This window comes from Segatella hominis, assembly GCF_004535825.1.
GTDB classification, from domain to species: domain Bacteria; phylum Bacteroidota; class Bacteroidia; order Bacteroidales; family Bacteroidaceae; genus Prevotella; species Prevotella hominis.
This window is the reverse complement of record NZ_SGVY01000072.1, coordinates 1-13,478: the sequence shown is the minus strand read 5'-3', so window position 1 is coordinate 13,478 and position 13,478 is coordinate 1. Positions and strand designations below refer to the sequence as shown.

Annotated in this window: 7 protein-coding genes and 1 pseudogene; 7 read left to right on the top strand and 1 reads right to left on the bottom strand. The window is 40.3% G+C overall.

Features of this window, described 5'->3' with window-relative positions:
- Positions 1–569 (bottom strand): hypothetical protein (locus EXN75_RS16010; RefSeq protein ID WP_134844582.1); only part of this gene is annotated, 569 nt, incomplete at its 3' end.
- Between the two features lie 1,055 nt (positions 570–1,624).
- On the opposite strand from EXN75_RS16010, the pseudogene EXN75_RS16005 reads away from it, so the two are divergent.
- From EXN75_RS16005 to rhaD, 7 genes and pseudogenes are all read left to right on the top strand, one after another.
- Positions 1,625–4,618 (top strand): annotated as a pseudogene (locus EXN75_RS16005) (SusC/RagA family TonB-linked outer membrane protein); the annotation flags it as partial.
- Positions 4,619–4,640: 22 nt separating this feature from the next.
- Positions 4,641–6,131 carry a RagB/SusD family nutrient uptake outer membrane protein gene (locus tag EXN75_RS16000; protein ID WP_134844580.1) on the top strand — a complete coding sequence of 497 codons (1,491 nt, stop codon included), beginning with the start codon at positions 4,641–4,643 and terminating at the stop codon, positions 6,129–6,131.
- A 14-nt stretch (positions 6,132–6,145) separates the two neighbouring features.
- Positions 6,146–6,883, top strand: a complete 738-nt coding sequence (locus EXN75_RS15995; protein ID WP_134844579.1) for a DUF4843 domain-containing protein — start codon at positions 6,146–6,148, stop codon at positions 6,881–6,883.
- A 16-nt stretch (positions 6,884–6,899) separates the two neighbouring features.
- Positions 6,900–8,552, top strand: a complete 1,653-nt coding sequence (locus EXN75_RS15990) for a PKD-like family lipoprotein (RefSeq protein ID WP_134844578.1) — start codon at positions 6,900–6,902, stop codon at positions 8,550–8,552.
- A gap of 45 nt (positions 8,553–8,597) precedes the next feature.
- On the top strand, positions 8,598–10,721 hold the full coding sequence (locus tag EXN75_RS15985) for a zinc-dependent metalloprotease (RefSeq protein WP_134844577.1): 2,124 nt from the start codon (positions 8,598–8,600) through the stop codon (positions 10,719–10,721).
- A gap of 75 nt (positions 10,722–10,796) precedes the next feature.
- The gene (locus tag EXN75_RS15980; RefSeq protein WP_134844576.1) at positions 10,797–12,101 is read left to right on the top strand and encodes a DUF5118 domain-containing protein; all 1,305 of its coding nucleotides are present in this window, start codon (positions 10,797–10,799) and stop codon (positions 12,099–12,101) included.
- Positions 12,102–12,257: 156 nt separating this feature from the next.
- Positions 12,258–13,067 carry a rhamnulose-1-phosphate aldolase gene (gene rhaD / locus EXN75_RS15975; protein WP_134844575.1) on the top strand — a complete coding sequence of 270 codons (810 nt, stop codon included), beginning with the start codon at positions 12,258–12,260 and terminating at the stop codon, positions 13,065–13,067.
- The last annotated feature ends 411 nt before the right edge of the window (positions 13,068–13,478 follow it).

The following is a 13,478-nucleotide window of genomic DNA, read 5'->3' as shown; positions in this document are numbered from 1 at the left end:
CGCTTTATGGGGTAAGGGGATTTTGTGTCTGCGACATTTCTGTTGTGCAAGAAATATGTACAATAAAATGAATTTTGTCGCTTTGCAAGCAAAATCCCACTAAACCCTATAGGTTGCGGATTTGAGGTTTTATTTCCTGGTTTTGCATAGTTCACATTAAAGGCAAGTTTGATTTTACCTTTGGTGTGGAACAGAAAATGAAAATAGTTACCTGTGTTTGGAAGAGCGATGCATTTTTTGGTTTTATCAAAACCTGCATCTATTTGATTAACATTAGAACTGCCATCTTGTTGGATGCCAGGATTTCCTTGAGAACTGAGGTAGTATTTGCTACCTATTAATTTAGGATTTTCCCATACTTCATCAGCACCAATGAACAAAGAGATATTAGCACTGGCATAGTATTGGTACTCTGAACTCTGTTTAGAAATACTTGTATTGCTGGTAATCTCAAAAGTCTCAGTACCAGCAGTATAGCTACTTATGCTACCCTGTGCATAAGTCTTGCTTTCCCAAATAGTCAGGAAAATCAAGCATGCTAAAATGCGTGAAGTAAGTAATCTTTTCATCTTTTCTTAGAAATTTAATTTTATGTATAGTGTTATAGTTTGTGTCGATTTGGAGCAGTATCATTTACTGTTTATATCGCAGTATGAATTACTGTTAAATCATCTTTTAACCGGCTGCAAAACTATAAATAATTGATGAAAAGTGTATATTTTCTGTCGATTTTCTTTCGAAAAGTTACGAAAACGTTTGCGGAATATTACAAATCGGTTACAAATATTAACTGTCATGTCGGTAAAAGCTTCGTATCACAATTATAGTTGATTCGCATGGCATTGGAAAATTCCAGCAAATTAAGAGAAATATGAATAAAAAGAATGCCTACAGTAAATAATGTAAAATACTTTCTTGGTGTCGTGTGGGTGACAAAGGTGACGCAGGATACAGAAAACGGTGACAGGTGACACTTTTGATGTGTATATTTATATGACTTACCGCGCGAAAATATATAAAAGATTGATAATCAAAGGGAGACATCCAATTGGAGGGTAGTGTCTCCAATGCATAAAATAAAAGTTGAAAAATAGGTGTCACTGTCACTTTTTGGTAATTTTGTAAACTTATTTGTTTTCGAATTAATTGCTCAAAGATTTTCTGTGACTTGTTTACTGGTTACAAATGACTTGTTTACGACCTCTAAGTGACTTGTTTATGACCTCTAAATGACTTGTTTACGACCTCTAAGTGACTTGTTTGTGACCCTTAAATGACTTGTTTCGATATAGCAAATAACTTGTTTGTGTATTCTTAAAGACCGAATAATGTAGATGATTTTTATTAATTTTATTTAATTATTTATTTTTTTGGGAATTTCTTCTTGATTTCTCCCAAAAAATATTACCTTTGCACAGAGAAAAATCTATTGGTCACTTTCATAAGTCAACGAGAAAATAATAACATATCAACGAGTATAATTTATTAAAGACAAGGTTCATGAGAAAAAATCACATGATGATTGCAACTTTGGCCATGCTCTCTGTTGTGGGTTCTGCGCAGTATGCCAGGGCACAGCAAACAGGAACAAACCAAAATGCAAAAGAGTGGGGGGGGTAAAATCCTCTCTACAGTAAAAGGAGTCGTAATCTCTGCCGAAGATGGTATGCCTGTTATAGGCGCCAGCATTATGGTAGGAGGTGGACAGGCACAAGCTATAACAGATGAAAACGGATGTTTCCAGTTGTCAAACGTCCCAGCAAATAGCAAGTTGAAAATCTCTTATATCGGTTTGGTAACGGCTTTTGCAACCCCTTCAGCTAACATGAAGGTAACGCTGCAATCAGACAGTAAGCACCTTGATGATGTGGTGGTTACTGGTATGTTCAACCGTAAAAAAGAAGGTTTTACGGGTTCGGCAGTAACTATCAAGGGAGAAGATCTCAAGAAATTCAGTACCAACAATATTGCGAAGTCTATAGCAGCAATGGCTCCAGGTTTGAATATCATGGAGAATAATCTGGCTGGTTCAAATCCAAACAGTCTTCCTGATATGCGTATGCGTGGTGGTGCCAGTATGGATTTGAGTACGACATCTTCTGATGTACAGGCTGTACAGGGAGAATATGAGACTTATGCCAATCAGCCGCTTCTTATCATGGACGGATTTGAAATCTCCGTACAGACTCTTTCTGACCTCGACCCTGATCGTGTCGCATCGATTGTTGTCTTGAAAGATGCTGCTGCAACTGCTATCTATGGTTCCAGAGCAGCAAATGGAGTTATTGTAATCGAAAGTAAAACTCCTAAACCAGGTAAAATTTGGGTTACATATGGTGGTGAGATGCGTATCGAGGCACCAGACCTGACAGGCTATAATCTGATGAATGCTCGTGAGAAACTGGATGCAGAATATAAGGCTGGAGTCTATACTGATGGTGGTGAAACGATTGATAGATGGAATCTCTACCAGTCTAAACTTAAAAACGTTCTCTCTGGTGTAGATACATATTGGCTCAGCAAGCCATTGCGTACATCCGTACAGCAGCGTCATACTGTAACCTTGGAGGGTGGTGATGAGGCTTTGCGTTATCGTATGTATGTTGGTTACAATAACTCACCTGGTGTGATGAAAAATAGTGGTCGTGATGTACTTACCGGTATGCTCGACTTCCAGTATCGCATGAAGAAGGTATTGTTGAAAAACAGTATCACTCTCGAAAATTCTACTGCTAATGAGTCTAACTATGGAAGTTTTAGCGAATACACAAAATTGAATCCATATCTGACTCCATACGACGAGAATGGTAACATGAAGAAGATGCTTGATGATTTCTCTGCCACCAACTCTGCTACCGCCTCTTATCCTAACCCACTTTATAACACAACTTTCCACAGCAAGGATAAGAGCAAGAACTTCTCTGTGCGTGAATTGTTCAAAGTAGAATACAATCCTACCAAGGAACTTCGTTTTGAAGGTGCTTTCTCACTCTCTAAGAGTGTGGGACATCGTGACGTGTTCCGTCCTGCACAGCATACTGATTTTGATGTAATTACTGATCCGACATTGAAAGGTGATTATCGCCGTACACAGAATGAGGCTGTCAATTGGGGCGTGGATTTGACTGCCAGTTGGAATAAGCAGATTAAGGATCATTACATTACTACCAATGCCCGCATGAGTATTCTTGAGAACAGTACTGATTTTTATGGAACTTGTGTGACTGGTTTCCCAAATGATAATATGGATGACCTGCTCTTCGGTAAGAAATACAAAGATAAGTTGACGGGAAGCGAGAATACAAGTCGCTCTATCGGTTGGGTGCTCAGTGCCGGTTATTCTTATCTTTATAAATATTCTGTAGATTTCAATGTCCGTCTGGATGGTTCTTCTGAGTTTGGTACCAACAATAGATGGGCACCATTCTGGTCTGCCGGTCTTCGTTATGATGTAAAGAAGGAGGCTTTCTTCAAGGATATTCCATGGCTTTCTGACTTTGTGATCCGTGGTACTTATGGTACAACTGGTGCGCAGGGCTTCTCACCATATCAGGCTCATAGCTACTATAACTATTCATTGCTTCTGCCTTATCTGTCTTCTGATGGTACAGGTGCAGACATCATGGCGATGCATAATGAGAATCTGAAGTGGCAGACAACCAAGAATACCAACCTTGCATTGGAGTTGGGTTTCCTCGATCATCGTATCACAGCAAGAATCGAACACTATAACAAGGTAACCAACAACTTGGTGACCAATGTGACATTGGCTCCATCTGTCGGTTTCACCAGTTATCCAGAGAACGTAGGTAAGATAGAGAATAAGGGATGGGAAATCAGTCTCTCAGGAATCCCATACCGTAATGCTGCTAAGCAGTCTTATTGGACAATTACCGTAAATGGTTCTCACAACAAGGATAAACTCGTAGAAATTTCAGAGGCTATGCGCCATATTAACGAGTTGAGTACCAAGAATCTGACGGACAGTCCTTTACCACGTTATGAGGAAGGTTATTCTATGTCCAGTATTTGGGTTGTTCCTTCTCTCGGTATAGACCCAGCGTCTGGCGATGAAGTTCTCGTAAAGCGTAATGGAGAATTGACAAGTGCTTCCAACTATAGTGGTGTGGATGCCGTACCAATGGGTAATACAGAGCCTACATGGCAGGGTTATATCAACTCATCCTTTACTTATATGGGATGGGGAATGGATGTAAGTTTCCATTATAAGTTTGGAGGACAGGTATATAACCAGACTTTGGTTGACAAGGTAGAGAATGCCGATTTGGTTTACAATGCCGACCGTCGTGTGACACAGTTGCGCTGGCAGAAGCCTGGTGACCATTCCCAGTTCCGTGCACTCAACCCACATGGTCAGGGTACCAAGGCAACCTCCCGTTTTGTGATGGATGAGAATGTATTCCAGGGCAGCACCCTTTCATTCTACTATCGTGCAGATACCAAGAATACCAAGTTCCTCAAAAACTGGGGGTTGACATCTGCTAAGTTGGGCTTCACCATGGAAGACCTCTTTTACCTCTCATCGGTAAAGCGTGAGCGTGGTCTCGACTATCCATTCTCCCGCCAATTTACTTTCTCATTGAACGTAGCATTCTAATCAATAAATTACGAATATAATTATGAAGAAATATTTCTATATATTGGTGTTCGCAGTCTTGATGGGAGGTTTGACTTCCTGCAATGATTGGCTTGATGTATCACCAAAGGACAGAATCCCTGCCGACAAGATGTTTGAGTCGGAGTCAGGATTCAAGGATATCCTTACGGGCGCTTACCTGAAGTTGGGTACTGCTAATCTTTATGCAGGTGACATGAAATATGGTTATCTGGATGAATTGGCAGGTCTGTACTGTGATTATCCTGGTTATAATACAAATAGCGTGTACAACCAGGCTATCGTATTCGATTATACCAACCAGTTTTTGAGTAAGAAGGATAATCTCTATCTCGAAATGTATAATGTAGTGGCAAACCTGAATAATTTGCTGCAGAATATTGAGACTCATCGAGATGTTCTGAAGCCCCCTCATTACTATGAGTGTATCAAGGGAGAAGCATTGGGTTTGCGTGCTTTCATCTATTTTGATCTCTTGCGTCTTTTCGGTCCTATTTATAGTGAGCATCCAACAGATGCTGCTATTCCATACAAGACTACATACGATAAAGAACCGACACCAGTTTTGCCTGCTAATCAGGTGGTAGAGAAAATCTTGGAAGACCTGAAGGCTGCAGAGGCTCTCTTGAAAGATAATGATCCATGTGATTTCCATACAGCTATAGATCAGCGTACAGATTTCCTTTCAAACCGTGAGTTTCGTATGAATCTTTATGCTGTCAAGGCAATGATGGCTCGTGTATATTGCTATTCAGGTCAGAACGATCTTGCAGTCCAGTATGCTCAGGAGGTTATCGATGCCAACAAGTACTTTACTCTGTATAAGAGTCAGACAGCATCCAATTACAATTCCATCCGTTATGGTGAGCAGATTTTCGGTCTCTCTGTAAATCAGTTGAACAATACGCTTATCAGCAACAGTATGGATATGGAAAATACAAGTGTACAGCAGCGTTATGGTATGACTGCAGATATGTTTACTAAGGTGTATGAAGGTATCACTTCTGACTGGCGCCAGAATGTTGTAGCATTCAACTGGGACGAGAGCCATCAGTATGCATTCTGTCTGAAGTATAATCAGGCTCCTTTGGCCAATACATATTTATATAGCGGTGCAGATGCAATTCCATTGATTCGTTTACCGGAGATGTACTATATCATTGCTGAGTGTGCAGCAAATGCTGAAACGAGTGCTGAGGCTCTGAATACAGTCAGACTTTCACGCGGTATTCCATATAGCGATGAAATTCATACATTGGGTTATGATGATAAGGATGTTACTTCTGAAGAAAACAAACAGCAGACTCGTCGTATCAATGAAATCATGAAAGAATATCGTAAGGAGTACTATGCTGAAGGTCAGTTGTTCTTCTTCCTGAAAGCTCATCACTATACCACCTACTATGGTTGTGGTGTAGCCAATATGACCAGTAAAGAATATCAGATGCCATTGCCAGACAATGAAAAGATCTTTGGCAATAATACTACAAAATAAGAAGATTGAAAAATATGAAAAAAATATTGTTTTATATGTCGGCGCTGGCACTGTTCTTGAGTCTTACCAGTTGTTCGAAAGAAGAAATTGACATGTACAGTCAGGAAGCTCGCATCAACTTCGACTATCGTACAATTTATAGTGAATTGCGCGATAGCGACTATGTGAAGATGAAAACAGACCCTTATCGCCGTGATAGTGTACGTGTGAGAATTATGGGAGATTTACTTACTGCCAATCGTGATTTCTGCATCAAGAAGACAGAAAACAACTCCTATTCCAATACCCTTGACATTCAGCTGGATGACAAATATACTTATTCGGCTCTTGATACTGTATGCCAGTATGTATATTTCAAGGTTAAGCGTCCTGCCTATAAGACAGGTAGAAAAACCTATGGTTGTAATCTGGAATTTGATCTTACTAATCCAAACCATCAGTTTGAAAAAGGATTTGTAGAGGATAATTCGGTAGAGGTCAACTACGTTTGGGATATTACAGAGCCTAAGACATGGAGCGACTGGTATTGGTTGGGTGTAGGTGACTTCAGTCCTATCAAGTATTGCTATATGATGGACGTATGGGGAAGAACACTTGATTCTTTCATTACTCCTGATGGTTATGCATACGATGATGATGAGGCTAATGCTGCCATCCTGCAACTGGATGCAGCCTATAAGGCTTATAAAGCGGAGCATGGTCCAATACTTGATGAAAATGGTAACGATATCTTCCCAGATGAAGAAGAATAAAAAAAAAGAGTAAATCATGAAAAAAATATATTTATATATTCTGGGCTTGGTGTTTATGACGCTCGTCCAGAGCTGCTATGATGACAAGGGCAATTATGATTATCATGCAGTGAATGATATGAAGGTGGAAATCCCTGAGGCAAAAATCCGCATGCCAAAGGAGAACCCTGCAACGGTTACGTTGACGCCTGAGTTGACACAAACTCTTGCCGAGAATGAGGACAATCTTACTTTTGAATGGAAAAAATTGAAGCCGGATGCTAAGATTGGTTCTATGCGTCTTGCTGACTATACGGATTATTCTACAGGAAAGATTTGTCAGGTAAAAGTAGAACCAAATAATCCAGAGAGTATTGGTATGATGCTCATTGTTACCGATAAGACCACAGGTCAGAAATGGTATCAGTTGGGCAAGGTTGCTGTAGTCAAGCCTTTGAATCCTGCTTGGTTTGTGCTTCAGGAAGATGCCAATCAGAAGGGCATTGTAGGAGCTATTGAGGGTAATCCAGATGGCTTCTTTGCCTATGCTGATGTGTTTAAGTCAGAAACTGGTGAATCTTTTGCTCTTGAGGGTAAGCCATTGGCTATTGCTGCCAAGGGTAATTATGGTTATGGTTCTATGGGTGGAACGAAGTTTGCCAACCTGACAATTGCCACGGATAAGAATATTGCAACATATTCTCCAAGTACACTCACCATGAAGTATGGTACTAATAAAATTCTGTTTGAGAATGCACTTAACAATGTACCAGTCAATTTGTCTTATTATAAAATGGACAAGAAGGGTGAGATGTTTGTGACAGACAAAAAGGCTTATTTCGCATACGATGACGGTTGGTGTGTTCCTTATTCCGTTTATGATAAGCAGGTTAATTCCGATGGTGAGGAAGAACAAGTAGCATTTCTACCTACATGTTCTGCTACTTTCAGTAATTATGTCCTGGCATATAATCCAGCAACTCATCGCTTCCGCATCGGTAGTGCTTTTTCTTCTATGATGGATTATTTCGGCACATCTTACTACTACTCTCAGTATTATCGTAGGGGTTCTCAATGGAAGGACAAAAAGCCATTGGTGTTCCGTGATTTGTCTGAGGATGCCGACGGCAATTATGCCTTTGATCCAAGCAATGTAGATGCGTCTCTGCAGATACTTGATATTTTGCGTGGTGGAGATAATGGTAACTATGCTTATGCCGTTATGGCAAGTGAAGGGGCTTCACAGATTACTGTTTTCCGTTTCAGTAATGCGGATGATCCGCTTTGTGCAGGAAAATATACAATCGATATGGATCCTTCCATCGATTTGAAAACTGCCAAATTTGCAGCTTCTCAAGCATATTCAGCCCATTTTATTTTCATGGCTGCTGGTAATAGCGTGTATCGTATAGATATGGAGCGTCAGAAGATTGAGAAAATCTACAGTTATGACGCTGATGCTAATGCCAAGATTGCTTGCCTGAAATTCCGCGACCCTGAGGATGCAGAAAATGGTAATGGCATGATTCTCGGATTCGGTATCAATACTTCTGCAGGTCAGGGTTTGCTGGGCGAATTGAAACTGACTATTGCGGGTGATGTAGATAGGAGTGAAAATGCTTCTTACATTTTCCAGGATGCAAATAATAGATTTGGCAAGATTGTAGATATCTCTTATAATTATGAATAATCTCAAGATTTGTTTTGAGATAATCCTAATGACTGAGAATAATCCATGATGAAAATAAGAATATTATTATCTATAGTATTTAGTTCTGCCTGCTCGCTCATAGCGAGCGGGCAGAATCCGTTTGTTGGTACACTTCCTGCTGATGCGAAGTTGACAAAAGGAATGTTTGATACTTTTGAGTCTGATGGTAAGATGTACTGGTCGATTCCTGATTCGCTTTTCGGTCGTGAGTACAGTGTTACTACTACCATTTTGAGTGCTCCCGAAAATCCAAACCGAAGTAGTGAAACTAAGTATGGTTATGCAGGTGACCTCATCGGCCCCCTTTTCTTTTCGCTTCGTAAGCAAGATGGGGAGGTGTATATGACGGATCCGCAGCATAAGTGGATACTGGCAGATTCTACAAGTGTTTTTTCTAAGATAGCGATGCTCACTCCGCAGGAGCGTCTCTACAAGCGTTTGCCTGTCATACAGGAAAGCAAAGGGCATACGCTTATAGAGATAGGAAATACATTGAAGAACTTTACCCTCTTTGGTATGGAACCTGCTTATTACGACATGAAGATCAGTATGCGGAATAAGGATAAAGACCGCATTCTCGATGTGAAAGGTAAGAATGATTGTATTCTGTTGCGTATGTCGCGCACCTACAGTAATTTAGCAATGCCTCTTCCTGGTAAGCCAATCCAGAATTATCAGGGCATTTGGGAAACAGGAGTCTGTATCAGTCTTATGCCTAAACAGCCTATATCTGTGAAACGTGGTGACGGAAAATCGTTTTTTGAAATCAACAAGTTTGTGCTTTCTGCAGATGGTATCCGAAGTCGCCTTCCTGTCATTAAGCGTTGGCGATTGGAAATCCGTCCTGAGGATAGAGAACGGTATCGCAGGGGAGAATTGGTGGAACCGGTGCATCCTATCATCTTCTATGTAGATCGGCAGTTTCCGAAGATGTATCAGAAGTGTATCATTGAGGCGGTCCGTGAATGGCGTCCTGCGTTCGAACAGGCAGGTTTTAAAAATGCCATTGATGCCCGTTTGGCACCTACACCGAAGGAAGATCCTGATTTCTGTATGTATGATAGCAGATATCCTTATATCTCCTGGAAGATATCGGGCACGAGTAATGCTTATGGACCTACGCCTTGTGAGGGAAGAAGCGGAGAAATCAACGGTTGTCATGTCGGGGTATTCAGCAGTGTGATGAATATCGTACAGAATTGGTATTTTGCTCAATGTGGTGCTGTTGATCCAGAGGCTCGTAAGATTATCTTGCCGGAGTCATTGCAATGTGAACTGTTGAAGATGGTGATAACCCATGAGGTGGGTCATAGTTTGGGATTAGAGCACAATCATAGTGGTAGTAGCCATGCTTCTATAGACAATCTCCGTGATAATGATTATCTGGACAAGCATGGTATGGGTAGTTCTATTATGGACTATGTTCGTTTCAATTATGCTCTTCGTCCGGGTGATCATGTAGCGCTTCGCAATCGCCGTATTCAATTGGGTGAATACGACCGTTGGGCAATAGAATGGGGGTATCGGGAGTTTGAAGGTAATACACCAGAAGAGCAAGAAAATGCCAGATGGAAATGGTATGAGCAAAAGAAAAAGGAATGTCCAGAATTAGCTTTCTATGACGCTCGGGATATCCGTTCGCAACAAGAAGACTTGGGTAATGACCATGTGGCTATCAACAGTTGTGGTATCGAAAATCTCAAATACTTATGTTCTCTTGATATCTGGAATCCGAAAACGAACTTGGAAAAGCAAGTGATGGAAGGACGGTATAAGGCTTTGATAGAGCATTATAACCTCTGGACTGGTCATGTGTTTGCACATCTGGGTGGTTATTATTATGGTGATAATCATTATGATACCCCTGAATATACACAAAAAGTCTTGAAATTCTTGCAAGATTATGTGGTAACTCCTCCCGGTTGGCTTTTTGATTCCAAAATCATGTCACATCTTCATGTAGATAGAAAGAAGGAAATCAAACATTTTAAATCAGAGCAACAACAGCATTTCGATTATGCAATGGAGCGAATAGAGAAAGCCAAGGCAAAAGAGAAGGATGAGATTCTTGTCAAAACATTGGAGACGCTATTGACTGAGGTGAAAACGATGAAGGAAAAGATGGAGACTGCTTATAAGAACTGGTAATCCTGGCGCATATTCAGTCTTCTATTTTAGACCAGAAAAAGATATAAATATCATTTAATATTGACTCATAATCAAATGATGAAACATTATAAAAGCTTTTTAATTATGTTTTTCTTATTCTCTTCTTTTAGCCTGCTACAGGTTATGGGAGAAGAAAAACAAACAGTTGTTCCTAAGCCATTTGCTGAATTCTTATCGGAAAATATGAAAAAGACGGATGGCGCTTTTTCTGTTTATCAGGAAGGTAATCGTGTTTATATGGAATTCCCAAGAAAGTGGAACGGTCGTGAGATAGAGGTAAGTGGGCAGATAGATCATGGCTTTGGTATGATCAACCGTTCTGTCAATTCATTGGGTGTAGTGCGTCTGTCCATACCAGATTCGATGACCGTTGAGTTTCTTCAACCGTTCTACACTGAGCGCATCATGGATAGGAAAAGTACATACTGGGATGCTTTCCGGGCTTCTAATGTGCCTGTTGCTGGTGAGGAATATCCTGCAGTCGCTATATCCCAAGATGGCAATCCGATTATTGATATTACTGATGTTGTGAAGGGTGAAAAAGAATGGGTGAGTTATTCGCAGTACCCGGATGTTCGCTCGTTGGACCCAGATATGAGTAAATTGAATTCTGTTCAAGTTATTTCACCGCAGAAGGGGAACTCTTCTGGAAGAGAAGAAGTTGTGCTGAAGGTGGTCAGATACCATGAGGCAGAGTCAGAGCAGTATGCATTCAACAGTATGGCTATTATTTTGCCGAATGGAAGTAAACCCTTATATTTGAGTATCTGTCTCCGACTCTTACCGGAGAAGGATATGCCTATACGCTTAGCTACTGAGGGTCTGGATATTCAGACTATTCATTTCAAGGATTATTCACAGAATCCTTATACGGTTGTTGATGATTCTCTGGTGATGAGGCTACAGCCGAAGTGTGCTTGTATGGTCTATGTTGATAGTCTGGTTCCTAATAAGTATAAAGAGGCTTTGCAGAAGGGAATTTTATCATGGAATGAATCTTTGGCAAAGGCAAAAGTTAAATTGAGAATTCATTTGAATTCCATCAACTCAGGAATCGATGCAGCCTCTGTACCTTTTTTAGTGTCTTACGACATGGGAAAGGTTGGTGTTTCCTCTCAGAAGACAGTGCATCCACGTACTGGTGAGATATTATCTTTTCGTATAAATGTTGGGCATGATTTCAAGAAATCATTTAAGCCAGTAGAATTACAGAAATTAATCCATCAGGAATTTGGTCAAGTTTTGGGATTGAGTAAGGTCTCTGATGATGCAGCGCAGGTGAATGCTTTATCTTATCTTTATTGTGTACAGAAAAGTAAAAATGTGTATCAAGATAGGGAATTCATTACTAAAAAGTAAGTGACTATAATTCCTGACTGTAATGACTGCAAAAAATGGTATTTGCCAAAACTCATAGCCAAAATATCAAAACCAAAGGTAGGCAAAACGGAGAAATCTTTAATTTTGCACTCGAATTTAAATATGACTAAAAACAAATAAATATATTATTTAAAAATGAGTAGCATTTTAGAAGGTCGTCCTGCCTTGAAAAAGGAGGTCGAGAAGATTGCAGAAGTTGCTGGATACCTCTGGCAGAATGGTTGGGCTGAACGTAATGGCGGTAATATCACTGTCAACATCACCGACTTGGTGGATGACGAAATCAAGGCTTTGCCTGCCATCAGTGAGGTGAAGCAGATCGGTACTGCTTTGCCTGCCTTGAAGGGATGTTATTTCTTCTGTAAGGGTACTGGAAAACGTATGCGCGACTTGGCTCGATGGCCTATGGATAATGGATCTATCATCCGTATCTTAGACGATTGCGCCAGCTATGTGATTATCGCAGATAATCCTGTAATGCCTACCTCTGAACTTCCAAGTCACTTGAGCGTTCATGCTCGTCTGATAGAGAAGGGAAGTAACTATAAAGCTACTGTTCATACTCATCCTATCGAGTTGATTGCCATGAGCCACAACAAGGCTTTCATGGGCAAGGATGTGTTGAGCAACTTGCTCTGGAGTATGATTCCAGAGACCAAGGCTTTCTGTCCGCTCGGTTTAGGTATCGTTCCTTACCAGTTGCCAGGCAGTCTGAAATTGGCTGAAGAGACTCTGAAGGAATTGGAGGAGTACGACGTAGTGATGTGGGAGAAACATGGCGTCTTTGCTAAGGGTTTGGATGTGATGGATGCTTTCGATCAGATTGACGTGCTCTCTAAGAGTGCGAAGATCTACATCGATTCCAAGTGCATGGGATTCGAGCCTGATGGAATGAGTCAAGAGGAGATGGCTGAAATGACTAAGGCTTTCAATCTCCCTCGATAATTGTCGCTTCAAGTCTTCATTAAATTTTAAATTGTTGCAGATATATAGTATCTTTAAATACATATATTGACCAAGATACATTTATTTATAGACAAAGTATGGTTTAGTAGATTTAAGTTTTGATGTGTTATATGACACATGCTATAGGTTAGAATTTAGGTTTTAAGAGTAAAGATGATGAACCCCGGACATTGTGAAATGTTCGGGGTTTATTGTTATATGCTGTTTGTCTTGTCCTAGAAAAAGTTGACACAGTATAAATCAACTTAAAAATAATAAATATGGACAAAGACAAAATGGATTTAGCGTTGAGCATAGCTCGCAGTTATTATCAGTATCATGTACCAGTTAGAGAAATTATGGCAAAAATGTCAATTAGCAGTACTTCAGTTTACAGAATTCTTGGTAACT

Coding starts and splice junctions, on each gene's coding strand:
- EXN75_RS15990 (WP_134844578.1), top strand. CDS start 6,900: ATGAAAAAAATATATTTATATATTCTGGGCTTGGTGTTTATGACGCTC.
- rhaD (WP_134844575.1), top strand. CDS start 12,258: ATGAGTAGCATTTTAGAAGGTCGTCCTGCCTTGAAAAAGGAGGTCGAG.
- EXN75_RS16000 (WP_134844580.1), top strand. CDS start 4,641: ATGAAGAAATATTTCTATATATTGGTGTTCGCAGTCTTGATGGGAGGT.
- EXN75_RS15995 (WP_134844579.1), top strand. CDS start 6,146: ATGAAAAAAATATTGTTTTATATGTCGGCGCTGGCACTGTTCTTGAGT.
- EXN75_RS15985 (WP_134844577.1), top strand. CDS start 8,598: ATGATGAAAATAAGAATATTATTATCTATAGTATTTAGTTCTGCCTGC.
- EXN75_RS15980 (WP_134844576.1), top strand. CDS start 10,797: ATGATGAAACATTATAAAAGCTTTTTAATTATGTTTTTCTTATTCTCT.